Genomic DNA, 17,729 nt, shown 5'->3' on the forward strand with positions numbered 1-17,729 from the left:
CTGATTCGCAAAATCTTGCGGACGGGCTAGATTATACGACTGCCGCCAAACCGCGTTATTGCTCCAGCGCGGCAACACCAGGCAGGGTTTTGCCTTCCATCCATTCCAGAAACGCGCCACCTGCTGTCGAGATATACGAGAAATCCGCGGCAGCGCCGGAAGCGTTCAGGGCGGCAACCGTATCGCCCCCGCCTGCAACCGACACCAACTGGCCTGCGCGTGTTAGCGCGGCCGCTTTCAGTGCGGCTGCGTTTGTGGCCATATCAAACGGTTCCAGTTCAAACGCACCAAGTGGGCCGTTCCAGATTAAGGTTTGGCTGTTGGCGAAGATCTCGGAAATAGCCGCAACGCTTTCGGGACCGGCATCCAGGATCATGCCCTCTTTGGTGCATTGATCGGCGGGCAGCACCTGATGCGGCGCATGGGCCGCGAAGTTTTCCGCCACAACGATGTCAGTGGGTAGGACGATGGTGCAGCCCGAGGTTTCGGCCTTTGCCAATATCTCAGCTGCGGTGTCTTTCATATCGCGCTCGGCCAGTGATTTGCCGACACTGATCCCTTGGGCGACGAGGAAGGTGTTGGCCATGCCGCCACCGATCACCAGATAGTCTACCTTGTCGATCAAGTTGCCCAGCAGTTCCAGCTTGGTCGACACTTTCGCGCCGCCTACAACCGCCGTCACGGGCCGTTTCGGGGCACCCAGAGCGCCCTCCAGTGCCTGCAACTCGGCCTGCATCAGGCGGCCTGCGCAGGCGGGCAGAAGGCGGGCCAGCGCTTCGGTCGAGCTATGGGCGCGGTGTGCGGCTGAAAACGCGTCGTTGCAATAGATGTCGCCCAGCTTGGCCATACCCGCGGCCAGACTAGCGTCATTCTTTGTCTCTGCTGCGTGAAAGCGAGTGTTTTCCAGCAGCAAGACCTGACCCGGTTGCAGGGCCTCTGCGGCCAGTTCGGCCTCGGTGCCGACGCAATCAGCGGCAAACAGAACCGATGTCCCAAAGGCGCTTTCCAGTGTTGGCACCAGTTGTTTCAGCGACAGGTTCTCGCGCCGCTCGCCGCCCGGTCGCCCGAAATGCGCCAGCAGGATCGGCTTACCACCCGCAGCCAGAATATCGCGCACGGTGGGCACGATCCGCTCAATGCGGGTGGCGTCCGTCACGACACCGTCCACGACGGGCACGTTGATGTCCACGCGCACCAGAACGCGTTTGCCGTTCAGGTCCATATCGTCCAGCGTTTTCCAGCCCATCGTGCATTCCTTCATGCGTTTGTTACCGATTTAGGCGGTTCTTTCCTTCATTTTGCCCTCAGGTCAATGCGTCACTTGGCTTTCACGCGCCCTGCGCATAGGTATTTGCGCAAGACAAAACGACAGGAGGGCCAGATGGCCGAAATCAAGGATCCCGAAAACACCATCATCATCGAGCTGAAAGACGGCAACGTAGTCATCGAATTGCTGCCCGACGTCGCCCCGCAACACAGCGCGCGGATGAAGGAACTGGCTCGTGGTGGCGAGTATGACAACGTGGCCTTCCACCGTGTGATCGACGGCTTCATGGCACAAACCGGCGACGTGCAGCATGGCGATATGGAAGACGGGTTCAACCTGCGTATGGCAGGTACCGGCGGTTCGTCGTTGCCGAACGTTCCGGCAGAGTTTTCGAAGCTGCCGCATGACCGGGGTACTCTGGGTGCAGCGCGGTCGCAGAATCCGGACTCGGCAAACTCGCAGTTCTTCATCAACTTCAAGGACAATCATTTTCTGAACGGCCAGTACACCGTCTATGGCCGTGTCATTGACGGTATGGAACATGTGGACGCCATCGTGCGGGGTGAGCCGCCGATGCAGCCCGATCGCATGATCAGCGTGAAAGTGGCCGCAGATGCGTAAGCTGGCAGTCGCTCTCACTTTGCTGGCCAGCCCGGCCTTGGCCACAGGCCTGCAGATCGAGGTCGAAGGGGAAGGGGCCAACGGCACCATTCTTGTCGACCTGTTCGAAGACGTCGCCCCGCAACATGTTGAACAGATCACCGCTCTGGCCAGCGAAGGCCAATATGACGGTGTGGTGTTTCACCGCGTGATCGATGGATTCATGGCTCAAACCGGCGATGTGCAATATGGCGATCAAAGCGATGAGGCGTTTGACATGCGCTATGCGGGCCGTGGCGGGTCGGATCGCCCGGACGTACCGGCAGAGTTCTCGGATGTCAGCTTTGATCGTGGTGTCGTTGGCATGGCACGGTCGCAGGACCCCAACAGCGCAAACTCGCAATTCTTCATCATGTTCGAACCGGGGCCGTTTCTAAATGGTCAGTACACGGTTGTCGGTCAGGTCACCGAAGGCATGGATGTGGTTGATGCGATCAAGCGTGGTCATCCTGAATCGGGTGCTGTTTCCGGCCAACCGGATGTGATGAAAACCGTCACTGTAACCGAATAAACGTTTCGCCCGGCGCGCCAAAGCGCCGGGTCCATCCTAGTTCAGCTTTTCTGACGCCCGCTGCGTTGTTGTGAATACAACGCGCCTGATCCGGGCCAGCAACCCGTTTTCCCTGATATGCTGTTGATAGGCCCTGTAGGATGGCGACTGCGACAGGCAGCGTTCTTCATGCCAGGCGCGCATGAAATAGATGAAGTTCACCCCCAGCAGAGCCATGCAATTGGCCACTCCGGTCCAGAAATCCACCGCGATGAACGGGATCGAGACAAGCCACCAGCTGATGTTCTTGCTGATGTACGAGGGGTGTTTGCTTAGATTATAGGGGAAATCACAGGCCAACCCGCGATAGGTGAGGTTCGAAAACCTTAACCCCATACGGGCGGCTGTTAGGCAGTATATCCCAAGGAAAAACAGGATCGTGCAGCCCCAGATCGTGTAGAGAACCGGATAATCCCACAGCCACGCACCCCAGGCGAAGCCCTCTTGGGTGTAGTTGAAGTAGTCCCGCGACAGCACCTGCCAGAACGGCGCGTAACAGGCCAGGCAGACCAGCCAGCCGCTGACGGTGGTTTCTGTCCAACGAATATGGGACATCAGCAGCCGGGTGGCCGTTGCGTAGCCGATGACAACAACCGTCAGATCAAGGAAGAAGGAGAAGCGGAACAGGTATTCATAGACCTGTGGGAAGCTTGTCATCTCCCACAAGGATCGCGACTGAAAGAACGTCCAGTCATAGACCAGATAACAGAACATAAGGGGCAGAAAGTAGCCTTTGACCAGCAGACCCAGCAGATAGACCTTCAGCCCACGCGCACGGGTGGAGTGGTGTCCAAGGGTCATAACCACGCGCCCCAGATGCCACATCCCATCCCGCGGATGCCGCATCATGAAATGCACCGAAGTCACGACCGCCAGAACGATGGCCAATATTTGCCACCAGTAGTCGGCGAGCAGCGAAAAGAAGGGTGAATACCAATCCCCGCGATAGAGGTCTGCCGACCAGTAGAACAGCGCAAGTAGACCCGCACTTGCGACCAACCCAACCAGCTTGACCTGAAAATCTTGAATATAGGAGGCATCACGAAAGTTCTGCGCCTTAAAAACCAGCCCGCTGCCGGGCATGCGGTGAAGCTTGGCAAAGGCGAATTCTGACGCGACCATCAAACCAAATACGGTCAGGGCGAACAGCACGGTTTGATCGCGGTCTGAAACACCGGGCATCGCGGGCCACAGGTAGTGCAGGATCGGGATACTGAAGATCGCGACCAACCCGGTTGAGGCCGGGATGGCCGATGCAGGACGCTTAAAGCCGGTTCGCGAGGTCATGAACAAAAACTCTTACACATGCGCAGCGATATTCGCGGCTTTCGGGCGGAATTCAACCTGGCAGTTATCAGGGCGGGAATTCCGACGGAATGTGTGTCTTGTATCGGATCAAGCGGCGCAACCCTTTGGCTGCGCCGTTTTGATCAGGTTAATCGTCGGGAGACATCACTTTCCAGATCAGTGCGCCAATTGCAGCACCGATCAGCGGCGCCACCCAGAACAGCCACAACTGAGCAAGGGCCGGGCCATCGGCAAACAGCGCAACACCGGTCGACCGTGCCGGATTCACTGATGTGTTGGTCACCGGGATCGAGATCAGGTGGATCAGCGTCAGGCACAGACCGATCGCAATCGGGGCAAACCCGGCCGGGGCGCCGCTTGAGGTCGCACCCAGGATGACCAGCAGGAAGAACGCGGTCAGCACGATTTCGATCACCAAAGCGGACATCAGCGAGTATCCCTCAGGTGAGGCGTCGCCATATCCGTTTGAGGCAAATCCACCGACGCCCTCAAAGCCGGGCGCTCCGCTGACGATCAGATAAAGGACCACGGCTGCCGCGATGGCGCCGATGACCTGAGCGACCCAATAGGGCAACAGGTCTTTGGCTGGAAACCGCCCGCCGATCATCAGCCCCAGGCTGACCGCCGGGTTGAAATGCCCGCCCGAGATATGGCCAACCGTATAAGCCATGGTCAGGACAGTCAGGCCAAAGGCGAAGGATACACCCAGCCATCCGATGCCCACATCTGCCACACCAGCGGCCAGAACCGCACTGCCGCATCCGCCCAGAACCAGCCAGAATGTGCCGAAAAACTCGGCCATAAGTTTTGATGACATGAAAACTCCTCCGATAAACCAATGGGTTTGAGTTTAGTTCAGAAGATGCCTTTTGTTAAATTTGCAGGCACGGGGAGTTTTCCGTGGGACGTGTCACAGCTAACGCGTATTGCGTTAAGTCCAGCTGACCGGGTCCAGTTGAAACAGCAGTGAGAGCTGTTCATAAACTTCGGGCACACTGTCTTTCAGCGCGTTTGGGCGTTCAAAGAACACCTCGACTGAGACGGCGAAAAACTCTTCATGTCCTTCGGCGCCGTAGGGATCGATGACAGTGGGTCTACCGGTTTCAACTGCATGGACATGGGCATCGTAAGCGGCGACAAAAACGCGCTCCCAATCGGCATAGCTCTGCGCTCGATTCAAGACGGGTACGCCATCTGTGCCGCCGGACAGATCATCGATCTGATGCGCAAACTCATGAAAGACAACATTGTGCCCGTCGTGGTCGTTCAGGGCCCCTTGCCGACTATGCGCCCAGGATAGGATCACCGGGCCTCGGTTCCAGCTTTCTCCGGTGCGGATGATTTCCTTTTCGGTCACCACATAGCCGCTTCGCCTTTGTTGGCGGGATTTGAACGCGTTCGGATAGATCAGAATGGTCGTCAGATTGTCGAACCACATGTCCGTGTTCACAACGAGAAGGCAGGCCTGAGCCGAGATCGAAAGGCGCATCTCTTCTGTGACCTCAAGCCCATCACAGCCAAAGAAGCGGACCTGATCCTGAAACAGGGTCATCTTACCGTCCAACTTGCTGCGCAAATCGGGTGGCAACCGCCGAACGATCGGCACCATGGTCTCGACCACCTGACGTTCCGAAGCTTTTAGCGTGGTGGCCAGCAACCGGGCGCGGGCCTGACGGCGCGACCACAGGTAGTAGGCGATGGCACAGGCGATCAGGGCGACAAGGCTGAGGAATATCAACATGATCCGACCCTATGCCAGTTCCTGCCTGGCGGGAAACGCAAATCGAGTGTCGAAAGAAAAACGCCGCAGGATTGTCCTGCGGCGTTTCAGAAATCTGCTTCGCGTTTGGCTTACTGCTTGACGTCCGCCGCAGGGTTGCCGCCGGATTTACCGCTGCGACCGGGGTTCAGCGGATCGTCCTGACGTTGGACCGAGCCTTCGAAATGGGCGCCGCTTTCGATGGCGATGGTCTTGTGAATGATGTCGCCTTCGACACGTGCGGTCGATGTCAGGCGCACCTTCAGGCCACGCACACGACCCACGATACGGCCATTGACCACAACGTCATCGGCGGTAACTTCACCCTTGATCGTGGCGGTTTCGCCGATGGTCAGCAAATGCGCGCGAATGTCGCCTTCGACAGTGCCTTCAACCTGAATGTCGCCAGTGGTCTTGATATTGCCGGTGATGTGCAAGTCCGAAGACAGAACCGATGCGGGCGGCTTTGGCTTGGGCGCGGTGCTGGCCTTGGTCTCGGATGGGGCAGGGGCCGCCGGAGTCGCCGGAGCAGCAGGTTTTGCCGCCTCAGTTTCCTTGGATCCGGGCTCGTTCATTTTGCTCTTAGAAAACATTTCTCGCAGCCTTGATGTAAGTCATTGGGTTTACGGGTTTTCCGTTCACGCGCACCTCATAGTGCAAATGCGTGCCGGTGGACCGTCCGGTGCTACCCATATCAGCAATATGATCCCCGCGCGAGACCCTTTGGCCGACCTTTACGTTGATCTTGGTGTTATGAGCATAAAGTGTCTCAATCCCGAAGGCATGTTTGATCTTCACAAGGCGACCAAAGCCGGATTGCCACCCGGCATGGCTGACCACACCATCGGCAGTTGCAAAGATATCGGTGCCTTGCGGACCCGCAAAATCGACGCCGTTATGCATCCGGCGACCGCCGGTTTTCGGGTCGCGGCGCGAGCCGAAGCCGCTGGTAAAACGCACGGCAGAATGCACAGGATTGGCAAAGGGGGCCTTTTCGGCAGCCAGACGGTACAGGTTCAGCTGATCCATCTGCTGCAGCAGTTTGTTGGCCCTGATTTCGTCAGCCGTCAGCTCTTCATCGCCGCGGCTGCTGAAGGATAAAGGGGTCAGCGGACCGCCCATACCGCTATATCCGCGCCGGACCTCTTCGATGATACGATCTGTTGGCATACCTGCCTGACGGAACATTTTGTCCAATGGCTCGACCGAGATCACCATCGCCTCTTCCAATTGCCGGAAGATCTCGTCGCTACGTTCCTGCATCAGGCGGATTTCAAGCTCCAATTCGTCGCGCTGATCCAGCGCGGTCTGCGCATCGGCGGCGATCTGGTCGCGTTCTTCGGCGGTGCGCGCCAATGCGTCGGTCATGAACTCCATCTGCGCCGTATCGCCGACCGACGCCAGATACATGCCCGATCCGTCGCTGTCCTGCTTCAGCTCGGTCAGTTCGGTGCGGACCTCTTCGCGTTGTTTCATGGTTGTGCGCAACGTGGTCTGGATCACCTCGATCCCGGTTTCCAACTCGCGGCGGCGGTTTTCCGAGGCCAGCAGTTCCGACTGCATTGCCGAAATCTGCGCAAGGGCTGCATTGAACCGATCCTGTGCGGCCAGCGCTTCCTGCGCGCGGGCGTCCCGTTCGGCAGACAATATGTTTAGCCGTTCCTGATAGGTCGCCTGATCGCGTTTCGCCTGTTCCCGGAAGTTGCCTGACCCAATGCTGTCCATCAGCAGGATCGCGGTCGAAAGCGCGGTCCAGCCAACAATCACCGCAACACCGGCAACAGCGACCACTTGCGTCTCGGAGCTGAGCCGGATGAACCGGGTGTCCTGATCTGATTTAAGAAAAACCCGGCGTTCCGGGAAACGGCGTTCAAGCCATGAGTGAAACTTTATTGCCAGACGTGTTCTCACGCGTCTTACCTCTCATCCCCAAGATCGGGACCGGTCGTGGTGCAATCTCCGTCCCTTGGGGGGATTTCATAAAGCGGACTGGGACATCGGGCAAGTTTGCTGACCAATTTGACGCGAAGCTTGCGAAATTACCCTGTGTCATCGGCAGGAATTCGCCTAAATTAACCTATTTGGATCAATCTGAGACGGTGCCGGGCTGTGGTAGGTCTTCGGTGAGGGGCCAGTAGAAATCTGGCGGCAATCCGGCCTCGGCGCGTTTCTCTTCGTTAAAGGGCGGTTTCAGGACGCCATGGAAATAGCGCCGCACCAAGTCGTGGAATACATCCTTGGGATCGGCATTCTCGCGTCCGCACAGGAAATGGAACCATTTGGACCCGTAGGCCACGTGCCCGACCTCTTCTGCGTAGATGACTTCCAGCGCCGCAATGGCCTGATCGGCCTTGGCCTTCCGAAAAATGTTGATCATGCCGGGTGTGACGTCCAGCCCGCGGGCCTCCAGTACCATAGGCACGACGGCCAGACGCCCCATTAAGTCCTCTGCCGTGTCTTCGGCCGCACGCCACATACCTGCGTGTGCGGGCAGGGCACCGTAAGAGCTGCCCATCTGTTCCAAGCAGTCGCAGACCATCTCAAAATGGCGCGACTCTTCCTCGGCGCATTTAACCCAGTCGTCATAGAATCCGATGGGCATAGGGACATGCCCAAACCGGGCGATGATATCCCAATGCAGGTCGACCGCATTAAGTTCGATATGGGCAACGGCGTGCAGCAGAGCGATCCGCCCAGCCTCGGTTCCCGGTTTGCGCTTGGGCACTTCGCGCGGCGACAGCAGCTCGGGTTTGTCCGGGCGCGCGGGTTGCAAGGGGGGCGTCGCGGTGCCGATCTCGATCGCCTCGGCTTCACCTTTGCGGGCGGCAAACCATGCGGCGGAGTGGCGTTTCGAAAGGGCGGTTTTTTCCCGCCCGTCCGCTGTTGTCAGAACCTCGGTGGCCATCTGGGTCAGTGTTGTGGGCACAGATACGCTCCGCCTGTTTAATGCAAGGCTGCGGAATAAACCGGATGGACGCCGGGGTCGAGGGGTTTACATCGCCTTCACAGCATCCAGCACGGCATCAACATGGCCAGGCACCTTGACCTTGCGCCAAAGCTGCGCGATGCGGCCTTCGCCGTCGATGATGAAAGTGGACCGTTCGATTCCCATCGACTTGCGGCCATACATGTTCTTTTCGACCCAGACGCCATAGTCTTCGCAGACGGTCGAGTTTTCATCTGACAAAAGCGGCGTGGTCAGCCCATGCTTGGCGACAAACTTGTCATGTTTGGCAACGCTGTCGCGCGAGATGCCGAAAACTTGAGCGCCTGCATCGGCAAAGGCCTGAAGTTGTTCCGAGAAACTGATGGATTCCTTGGTACAGCCCGGCGTATCATCGCGGGGATAGAAAAACAAAACGACGGTTGTGCCACGCAGGTCCGATAGGGTGACTTCGCCACCTCCGTCACGAGGCAGGGTGAAATCGGGGGCCATGTCTGAAATGTCGGGCATTGGATACTCCGCAATAGGGTTTTAAGGGCTGCCCGACATCATAGGGCGATATCAGCGGGTTAAAAGGCGTGGACAGCAAATTGGCGCAGCAGGAACAGCAAGGGGGCGATCCGCCGGAACCTGCCCCGCGTCGCCGCTCGCGCCGCCGGGTTGCAGGGCTCTGGGCCATGCGCGGGGCCGTGTTGCTGGTGGTGCTGGCGCTGATTGCGGGTTTCATGCTGATCGGCCAGCGCATGCATGCCCCGGCCTGGGTGCGGGATCGGGTCGAGGCGCGGCTGGAACAGAGCTTTGGCGGGCTACAGGTTCGGTTTGGCGATGTCAGTTTTATCATCAATGAAGGCTGGCGCCCACGCTTGCGTTTGACAGATGTCAGCATCGCGGATGCTGCGGGCCAGCAAATCGCGCAGGTGTCGGACATGCGGGCGAGCCTTGCGATGCGCCCCTTGCTGCGCGGCAACGTACGCCCCAAGCGCATCCTGCTGAGCGGTGCCCAGATTTCGTTGACCCGGGGCCTGGACGGGGCGCTGACCCTCACGGTTGGCACTGACAGTTCGCCGGTTCAACAGGCCCCCAACCTGGCGCAGCTGATCGAAACCTCGGATGATATCTTTTTGTCTCCGATGCTCTCGGCGCTGACATCCGTCCGGCTGGACGCGATCACGCTGGACTACCGCGATCTGCGACTGGGTCGGTCATGGATCATGGATGGCGGGCATATCCAGATCACACGTAACGACAACGAAATGCGACTGGCAACCGGCTTCTCGGTCCTCTCGGGGCGCGATTTTGTCAGCGGGATCGAGGCCAATTACACCAGCGTTCTGGGCACGCCCGAGGCGCGGTTCGGGGTCACGATCACGGATTTACCTGCCGAGGATGTCTACGGCCAAAGCCCTGCGTTGGCATGGTTGCAAGTTCTGCGTACGCCAATCTCTGGCGCGTTGCGGGGCAGCATCGATGGCGAAGGCGCGGTCGGTCCGCTGTTTGCAACGCTCAATCTGGGGGCCGGTGTGGTGCAGCCGACGCCCGAGACGCGCCCGGTGCCGTTTGATTCGGCTCGGACCTATTTCACCTATGAGCCCACACGTCAGGAGATCGATTTTAACGAAGTATCGGTTGTCTCGGCTTGGGGGGCGGTGCAGGCGTCCGGTAAAGCCTATTTGCAGGGCGTCGAAAATGGAACGCTGGACAGCCTTGACGCGCAGCTTCGATTCACCGGTATCGATGCCAATCCGGCGGGGTTGTTCCCCGAGGCTTTGAAGCTGCGGCAGGCGGATCTTGATTTCAAAATGACCTTTGCTCCGTTCAAGCTGCGCCTTGGGCAGATAACCGTCGAAGACGGCGAACATCGTGTAAGCGCATCGGGTGAGTTGCTCGGGCTGGAAGACGGTTGGTCCGTCGATCTGGATGCCCATCTGGATCGCATGACCTCAGATCAGGTGCTTGGCTATTGGCCTGAACGACTGGCCCCGAAGCCGCGCGAATGGGTCACGAAGAACCTCTATCAGGGCAAACTGTCGGACATGGATTTCGCCTTGCGCCTGCGGCCCGGATCGAAACCCGATCTTTATCTGGATTTCGGGTTCGAAGACGCAACGATCCGGTTTGTCAAAACGCTGCCCCCGATTGAAAACGCGCAAGGTCAGGCCAGCCTGATCAACAACAGGTTCACGGCAACGGCGCAGAACGGGATTGTTGTTGCAGATGCTGGCGGTCCGGTGGACGCGTCGGGGACGTCCTTCATTATCCCGGATACGGATATCAAGAAATCCGCCCCGGCCATTGCCCGGATCAAGGCATCAGGCAGTGTGACAGCCGCGCTGTCGCTGCTGGATCGACCGCCGCTATCCTTGCTTAGCAAAGCCAATCTGCCAGTTGATCTGGCTGATGGTACCGTTGCACTGAGTGGCACGTTATCCTTGCCGCTAAAGAAAAAGCTGAAGTTTCAGGAGACCCAGTTCCATTTTGATGGCGATCTAGACAACCTAAGCAGCGACAGGCTGGTACCCGGATTTTCCGTTACCGCTGACACCCTGCGCCTGAGCGGCGATCAAACCGGCGTGCAGATCGCAGGGCAGGGCCTTTTCGGTGATGTGCCCATCGAGGCCACTTGGCGGCAACCCATCGATGGAGAAACGGCGCAGCGCGGCGAATTGACCGGTCAGATTGAACTATCCCCCAAGCTGATGGAAACGCTGAAGGCGGGTCTACCGCGCGGGATGCTAACGGGGAAAGGCACGGCCGATATCACGCTGGGGATCGGTGCAGGGGAACCGCCGAATCTATCGGCCCAGTCTGATTTGCGGGGGGTTGCACTCGCCATCCCGGAACTCAGTTGGCGCAAAGCTGCGGGCAGCACTGGTACGCTGAGTGCAGAAGCAACCTTGGGAGATCAGATCAGTGTCGATAGCTTACAGTTGAACGTGGCTGGATTGCGGGCCAAAGGCGCGATTTCCTTCCGCGAAGACGGGGCGTTTGATCGCGTCAGCTTTAGCTCATTTGATCTGGGCGATTGGCTGGCCGTCCCGGCAGTATTGATTGGGCGCGAGTCGGGACCGCCCGATATTCGCGTGCTGGGGGGCGTGCTGAACCTGGGCCGCGCGCAATTTGGCGAGGGCGACGGGGGCGCAGGCGGCTCGGGCCAAGGATCGCAGGTGGACGTGACGCTGGATCGGCTGCAGGTCACCGAAACCGTAGCGTTGACGGGATTTCAGGGGGTGTTTCAAACCACGGGCGGGGTCAATGGAAGCTTTCGGGCGCGCGTGAATGGGGAGGCTGCGGTTCAGGGTCAGGTGACGCCGCGTGGCAATCGCAGCGCTGTGAGCCTGACCTCTGGCGACGCAGGGGCGGTTTTGCGCGCTGCCGGGGTGCTGACACAGGCAAAAGGGGGCGATCTGGATTTGCAACTTGAGCCAGTAACCGCGCCCGACAGCTATGACGTGATCCTCAAGATCATAAATACCCGCATTACCGACGCTCCGGCCATGGCGGCGTTGTTAAATGCCATCAGCCTTGTGGGTCTACTGGATGAGATGGCTGGGCAGGGGATCTTTTTCTCATCCATCGACAGCCGCATGAGGCTCACACCGACCGAAATCAAAGTGCTAAGCGGCAGCGCCGTTGGCCCGTCGATGGGTCTGTCTTTCGACGGCATTATTGATACGGTGAACGGCAGGCTCGATCTACGTGGTGCGATCTCGCCAATCTACCTGGTGAATGCCATCGGCAGCGTGCTGACCCGCAAGGGTGAGGGGATCATCGGCTTTAACTATTCTCTCACTGGCCCACTGAGCGCACCTAAAGTATCGGTGAACCCTCTGTCCGGATTGGCCCCGTTGTTCCTGCGCAATCTGTTGCGCCCACCGGCACCCACCGTCTCGGATGGGCCGAATGCGCAGCGCCAGAAACCGGATGAGCCAAAGCGGACCTTTGGATCACCGCCTCGGGACAATTGAACCGGGATATGGCCGAATCTATCCTAGCCTTGTAAGGCGCGGCCATGAAACTCAGCGATTTTGATTTCCATCTGCCCGAAGAGCTGATTGCCACGCGGCCCGCCAATCCGCGATCCTCGGCTCGTTTACTGGTCGCGCACGGGGATCGGGTCACCGACAGCAACGTTTTCGATCTACCCGATTGGTTGCGACCCGGCGACCGCCTTGTGTTGAACGACACACGGGTGATCCCAGCACGGTTGAGCGGACGCAGACACCGTAACAGCGCGCAGGGCCCAGTCTCTGCCGCGATCGAAGCAACCTTGCTAGAGCCGCAGTCAGATGGCTGTTGGACCGCCTTGGTCAAACCTTTGAAAAAGGTGAAGCCAGGGGAGGATATTGTCTTCTCAGATGATCTGTCAGCAGTATTGGATCGGGTCGAGGACGGTCAGGCTTTTCTGCGCTTCAACCTGACTGGTGATGATTTCGATGCGGCGTTGGAACAGGCAGGCGCGATGCCTTTGCCGCCCTACATTGCCGCCAAACGCCCTGCGGACGAACAGGACAAGACCGACTACCAGACCATCTGGGCCCAAAACGCAGGTGCTGTGGCCGCACCAACGGCGTCGCTGCATTTTGACGACGCGCTGATGCAGGCCTTGGCCGCGCGCGGGGTCACCTTCAGCCATGTGACATTACATGTGGGCGCAGGCACATTTCTGCCGGTGAAGGTCGAAGATGTAACCACTCATAAAATGCATGCTGAATGGGGCCGGGTCAGCGCCGAAGCCGCTGCTGAGATCAGGGCGACCAAAGCCGCAGGCGGACGCGTCATCCCGGTTGGCACCACAGCGCTGCGCCTGATCGAAAGCGCTGCGCGCGGGGGGCAGATCGAAGCCTGGGAAGGTGAAACTGATATCTTCATCTATCCCGGCTTTCAGTTCCACGTAACCGATGCGTTGATGACCAATTTCCACCTGCCCAAATCCACCTTGTTGATGCTGGTGTCCGCCCTGATGGGGCAGGACCGGATGCGGCAGCTCTATGATCATGCAATCGCTCAAAAATATCGCTTCTTCTCATATGGAGATTCGTCGCTTTTGATCCCGTGAGGGCCGCGTTTCAGGCGGCGAACGACAGGAATGTCGTAGACAAGCGCGACCGAGGCGGTTTTTGATCGCACCAACGAATCCGTATTCTGATCGGCATTTCACCGGAGGCCCCAATGATTCAGGTTCTGTCCAGCGCGTGGGCGTTGTTGCTGGGAATGGGGCTGTTGATGGTCGGCAACGGCCTGCAGGGCACTATCCTGGGTGTGCGTGGTGAAATCGAAGGGTTCTCGACGCTTGAGATGTCCTTTGTGATGTCTGCCTATTTCGTCGGCTTTCTGGGCGGATCACGTCTGGCACCCGAGATGATCCGCCGCGTTGGCCATGTACGCGTCTTTGCGGCGCTGGCTTCGTTCATCTCGGCTGTCATGATCATGTATCCGATGCTGACCGACCCGATAGCCTGGGTGCTGGGTCGTGTCGTGATCGGATTCTGTTTCTCGGGCGTATACGTGACCGCAGAAAGCTGGCTGAATAACGCAGCCAGCAATGAAAACCGCGGCCAGGCTCTATCGCTCTATATGATCGTTCAGATGACCGGGATCATCAGCGCGCAGGGCTTGGTTTTGCTCGGGGACCCGGCTGGCTATCAGACCTTTGTCATTGCTTCGATTTTGGTTTCGATCTCATTCGCGCCGATTTTGCTGTCCATCTCGCCAACCCCAGCATTCGATTCAACCAAGCCGATGACTTTGCGCGAGTTGCTGGATAAATCGCCCTTGGCTTGCGTTGGTATGTTCTTTCTGGGCGGTGTGTTCTCGGCTCAGTTCGGCATGTCGGCGGTTTACGGCGCCCGGGCCGGGTTGTCGCTGTTCGAGATTTCGACCTTTGTGGCCGCGTTTTATATCGGAGCGGTTGTCTTTCAATATCCGCTGGGTTGGTTCTCGGACCGAATGGACCGCCGCCTGCTGATCACGCTGGTCTCGGTCGCAGGTGGCGTTGGTGCCGTGGTCGGGATGATCTATGGCGTGACCTATCCTGTTTTGCTGGGGTCAGCTTTTGTCATCGGAGGTCTGTCGAACCCGCTCTATTCATTGCTGATTGCGCATGCGAACGACTTTCTTGATCACGAGGATATGGCCGCAGCCTCAGGTGGATTGGTGTTCATCAACGGCTTGGGCGCCATTGCGGGTCCACTGATCACGGGTTGGTTAATGGGCGATGAGGTCTTTGGCCCGCAGGGCTTTTTCCTGTTCCTCGCCGCATTGTTGTTCATGACTGCGATTTATGCGCTGTATCGGACCACGCAGCGTCCGACGGTTCCTGTTGACGAGACCGGTACGATGTCGCCGCTTTACCCCACAGCCTCGCCTGTGGCGTTTGAGGTGGCGCAGGAAGTTGCTATCGAGGCGGCCGAAGCCGAGCAGGATGCGCAGGAAACGGCTTAAGACACGAAAATATGTCGATATTGTTGCAATATTTTACTGTAACAAATCTGTAAAATGGCAATAAATGACGTTACGTCCCTGGGGAGGGCACAAGACGGAGTTTAGGGCAATGGTAGGGCCTGAAGACGTACTGAGTTTTTGGTTGGATGAAGTTGGTCCAGACGGTTGGTATCTGCAGGATGATGCCTTGGATGCAAAAATCCGTGATCGTTTTCTGAAAACCTGGGAAGCATCGACCGAAGGCAAGTTCTCGCTTTGGTTGACATATCCCAGCGGTGCCTTGGCATACATCATTCTGACCGACCAATTTCCACGCAACATGTTCCGGGGCAGTGCGCGGGCATTCTCAACTGACCGGGCTGCGCTGGCCGCAGCTAAATGTGCGGTCGACAAAGGCTGGGACCTTAAGATCGATGAACCGGCGCGGCAGTTCTTCTATCTGCCGATGATGCATTCAGAAAACCTGTGCGATCAGGAACGCTGTGTCCGCTTGATTTGCCAAAACCTCAGCAGCGAGCCCAGCAACCTGCTACATGCACGCGCCCACCGTGAGGTGATCCGCAAATTCGGCCGGTTCCCCTACCGGAATGAGGCTTTGTCACGCCATTCCACCGAACATGAAATGGCGTATGTCAGCATGGGCGGCTATGGCTCGACGGTGCGGGAATTGCAGGCCGGGGGTTAAACCTCGGGCACGCATCCGCGAATGGCCAGAACCTTCTCGGCGATCACATCGCCAGCGGTGGTGATGGCCGTCTCCACCAACACATCAGGCTCTTCGGCCAGGTCGGAGAACCGGGTCTGAGCAGATTTCAAACTGTCTTCAATCGCGTCCAAACGATTCAGCGTCATGGAAATACGCTGCGCGGTGGCCGTATCCAATGCGCTGCCATCGGTTGGCAGAGAAGCCAGTTCGCTACGCAGGGCAGTCAGCTCTCCGCGAATGCCTTGGGCTTCGTCGCGCAGGGGGGCAACGACTTGAATGACATTCGAAAAATTAGCCGAGATACTCTCCACACTCGACCCTAGTTTCCAGCCAAGAAATAGGCAAAGGGCCACCAGGATCAGGGTGGCATTGAGCAGCGCGAGCAAAAGATCTTTCAATGTTTTGGCCATGGTAAGCCTTTCGAATAAACTGGGGTTGAGACTATGAAATCGCCTAAGGCTCTTCTGTTCTAGCCTTTGGGCAGTCCCGGGTATAGGTTGAAAACAGCGCCTTTTCGCTGCTGGTTCCTCGCGTCGCTTTTGTCGCGGATGTGCTGTGTTGATGCGCTCTGAAAAGTAGTTTAATGGTAAACTAAATTTCGTTCGACCTGCGCCGAGAGGGACACATGGCTGCACAATCTTTTGATCTGATCGTTATCGGGGCTGGTCCGGGGGGCTATGTCGCTGCAATCCGCGCCGCGCAATTGGGGTTAAAAACCTGTGTGGTTGAACGAGAGCATCTGGGCGGGATCTGCCTGAATTGGGGCTGTATCCCGACCAAGGCACTGCTACGCTCTTCCGAAGTGTTCCACCTGATGGAGCGCGCCAAGGATTTCGGCCTGAAGGCGGATAAGGTCGGATATGATCTGGACGCGGTCGTCAAACGCTCACGCGGTGTAGCAGGGCAGCTTTCGGGTGGCATCGGACACCTGCTGAAGAAAAACAAAGTGACCGTGGTGATGGGCGAGGCAACGATCCCGGCCAAAGGCAAGGTTACGGTCAAAACAGACAAAGGCACCGAAGAACTGGCCGCCAAGAACATCGTTCTGGCCACCGGCGCGCGGGCGCGTGAATTGCCGGGGCTGGAAGCTGACGGCGATCTGGTTTGGACATATAAACACGCGCTGCAACCGCCGCGGATGCCCAAGAAGCTATTGGTGATCGGCTCGGGTGCAATTGGTATCGAATTCGCCAGTTTCTACAACACGCTGGGCGCGGATACGACCGTGGTCGAAGTCATGGACCGCGTGCTGCCTGTCGAAGATGCAGAGATCAGCGCCTTTGCCAAGAAGGCCTTTACCAAACAAGGCATGACCATCATGGAAAAGGCGATGGTCAAACAACTGGACCGCGCCAAGGGCAAAGTCACCGCGCATATCGAGGTGAAGGGCAAAATCGAAAAACACGACTTCGATACCGTGATTTCCGCTGTCGGCATCGTTGGCAATGTCGAAAACCTGGGGCTTGAGGCTCTGGGCGTGAAAATTGACCGAACCCATGTAGTCACGGATGAATATTGCCATACCGGCGTCGATGGGCTCTATGCCATTGGTGATATCGCAGGCGCCCCCTGGCTGGCGCATAAGGCCAGCCACGAAGGCGTCATGGTCGCGGATCTGATCGCCGGGAAACACGCGCATCCAGTCAAGCCCGAGAGCATCGCAGGTTGCACCTATTGCCAGCCCCAGGTCGCCTCAGTCGGGTACAGCGAAGCCAAGGCAAAGGAACTTGGCTATGATATCAAAGTCGGTCGCTTCCCCTTCATCGGCAATGGCAAGGCCATAGCGCTGGGCGAGCCTGAAGGTCTGATCAAAACCGTCTTTGACGCCAAGACCGGAGAGCTTTTGGGTGCGCACATGATAGGTGCGGAAGTGACAGAACTGATTCAGGGCTATGTGGTTGGCCGCCAGTTGGAGACCACCGAAGAGGACCTGATGAACACCGTCTTCCCGCATCCGACCCTGTCAGAGATGATGCACGAAGCCGTTCTGGATGCCTATGGGCGCGTAATCCACATGTAAGGTTAGGGGGCTCTGCCCCCGTCGCGGCAAGCCGCAACTCCCCCGAGGTATTTTCAAACAGAAGAAGCAGGGCA

16 protein-coding genes are annotated in these 17,729 nt (G+C 58.1%); 7 read left to right on the top strand and 9 right to left on the bottom strand.

Annotation, left to right across the window (positions count from 1 at the left end; genetic code table 11):
• Positions 1–55 precede the first annotated feature (55 nt).
• On the bottom strand, positions 56–1,246 hold the full coding sequence (locus ACR0DH_RS02200) for a phosphoglycerate kinase (RefSeq protein ID WP_480546831.1): 1,191 nt from the start codon (positions 1,244–1,246) through the stop codon (positions 56–58).
• A gap of 135 nt (positions 1,247–1,381) precedes the next feature.
• Here ACR0DH_RS02200 and ACR0DH_RS02205 point away from each other — a divergent pair, with 135 nt between their 5' ends.
• The gene (locus tag ACR0DH_RS02205; protein WP_480546833.1) at positions 1,382–1,888 is read left to right on the top strand and encodes a peptidylprolyl isomerase; all 507 of its coding nucleotides are present in this window, start codon (positions 1,382–1,384) and stop codon (positions 1,886–1,888) included.
• Positions 1,881–2,438: a peptidylprolyl isomerase gene (locus tag ACR0DH_RS02210; protein WP_480542476.1), complete on the top strand. Its 558-nt coding sequence runs from the start codon at positions 1,881–1,883 to the stop codon at positions 2,436–2,438. The genes ACR0DH_RS02205 and ACR0DH_RS02210 overlap by 8 nt, the downstream gene beginning before the upstream one ends.
• Positions 2,439–2,474: 36 nt before the next feature.
• Here ACR0DH_RS02210 and ACR0DH_RS02215 read toward each other — a convergent pair whose 3' ends face one another.
• From ACR0DH_RS02215 to ACR0DH_RS02245, 7 genes are all read right to left on the bottom strand, one after another.
• A complete protein-coding gene (locus tag ACR0DH_RS02215; RefSeq protein WP_480546835.1) occupies positions 2,475–3,764 on the bottom strand; it encodes a hypothetical protein in 1,290 nt (429 codons plus the stop codon).
• Positions 3,765–3,912: 148 nt separating this feature from the next.
• Positions 3,913–4,602: an aquaporin Z gene (gene aqpZ / locus ACR0DH_RS02220; protein ID WP_170530563.1), complete on the bottom strand. Its 690-nt coding sequence runs from the start codon at positions 4,600–4,602 to the stop codon at positions 3,913–3,915.
• A 114-nt stretch (positions 4,603–4,716) separates the two neighbouring features.
• Positions 4,717–5,526 carry a M90 family metallopeptidase gene (locus ACR0DH_RS02225; RefSeq protein WP_480546837.1) on the bottom strand — a complete coding sequence of 270 codons (810 nt, stop codon included), beginning with the start codon at positions 5,524–5,526 and terminating at the stop codon, positions 4,717–4,719.
• 110 nt (positions 5,527–5,636) lie between these two features.
• Entirely contained in the window at positions 5,637–6,137 is a 501-nt protein-coding gene (locus tag ACR0DH_RS02230; RefSeq protein ID WP_170530561.1) for a bactofilin family protein, read from the bottom strand.
• Complete coding sequence (locus tag ACR0DH_RS02235) at positions 6,127–7,455, bottom strand: DUF5930 domain-containing protein (RefSeq protein WP_480546839.1); 1,329 nt, start codon at positions 7,453–7,455, stop codon at positions 6,127–6,129. Before ACR0DH_RS02235 ends, ACR0DH_RS02230 begins: the two co-directional genes overlap by 11 nt.
• A 175-nt stretch (positions 7,456–7,630) precedes the next feature.
• Complete coding sequence (locus ACR0DH_RS02240) at positions 7,631–8,449, bottom strand: ferritin-like domain-containing protein (protein ID WP_480547296.1); 819 nt, start codon at positions 8,447–8,449, stop codon at positions 7,631–7,633.
• A gap of 87 nt (positions 8,450–8,536) precedes the next feature.
• The gene (locus tag ACR0DH_RS02245; RefSeq protein WP_480546841.1) at positions 8,537–8,998 is read right to left on the bottom strand and encodes a peroxiredoxin; all 462 of its coding nucleotides are present in this window, start codon (positions 8,996–8,998) and stop codon (positions 8,537–8,539) included.
• Between the two features lie 68 nt (positions 8,999–9,066).
• Here ACR0DH_RS02245 and ACR0DH_RS02250 point away from each other — a divergent pair, with 68 nt between their 5' ends.
• From ACR0DH_RS02250 to ACR0DH_RS02265, 4 genes are all read left to right on the top strand, one after another.
• Positions 9,067–12,453: a YhdP family protein gene (locus ACR0DH_RS02250; RefSeq protein WP_480546843.1), complete on the top strand. Its 3,387-nt coding sequence runs from the start codon at positions 9,067–9,069 to the stop codon at positions 12,451–12,453.
• Between the two features lie 44 nt (positions 12,454–12,497).
• Positions 12,498–13,544, top strand: a complete 1,047-nt coding sequence (gene queA / locus ACR0DH_RS02255) for a tRNA preQ1(34) S-adenosylmethionine ribosyltransferase-isomerase QueA (RefSeq protein ID WP_480546845.1) — start codon at positions 12,498–12,500, stop codon at positions 13,542–13,544.
• Between the two features lie 113 nt (positions 13,545–13,657).
• Positions 13,658–14,929 carry an MFS transporter gene (locus ACR0DH_RS02260; RefSeq protein ID WP_480542489.1) on the top strand — a complete coding sequence of 424 codons (1,272 nt, stop codon included), beginning with the start codon at positions 13,658–13,660 and terminating at the stop codon, positions 14,927–14,929.
• 109 nt (positions 14,930–15,038) lie between these two features.
• Positions 15,039–15,614 carry a DUF924 family protein gene (locus ACR0DH_RS02265; protein ID WP_353006581.1) on the top strand — a complete coding sequence of 192 codons (576 nt, stop codon included), beginning with the start codon at positions 15,039–15,041 and terminating at the stop codon, positions 15,612–15,614.
• On the opposite strand, the gene ACR0DH_RS02270 is transcribed toward ACR0DH_RS02265, so the two are convergent.
• Positions 15,611–16,045: a hypothetical protein gene (locus ACR0DH_RS02270; protein WP_480546847.1), complete on the bottom strand. Its 435-nt coding sequence runs from the start codon at positions 16,043–16,045 to the stop codon at positions 15,611–15,613. The two genes, ACR0DH_RS02265 and ACR0DH_RS02270, sit on opposite strands and share 4 nt — an antisense overlap.
• Positions 16,046–16,260: 215 nt before the next feature.
• Between ACR0DH_RS02270 and lpdA the strand changes: the two genes are divergently transcribed.
• Positions 16,261–17,655 carry a dihydrolipoyl dehydrogenase gene (gene lpdA / locus ACR0DH_RS02275; RefSeq protein WP_480546849.1) on the top strand — a complete coding sequence of 465 codons (1,395 nt, stop codon included), beginning with the start codon at positions 16,261–16,263 and terminating at the stop codon, positions 17,653–17,655.
• Positions 17,656–17,729: the final 74 nt, after the last annotated feature.

This window comes from Ruegeria sp. I1 (assembly GCF_056532675.1).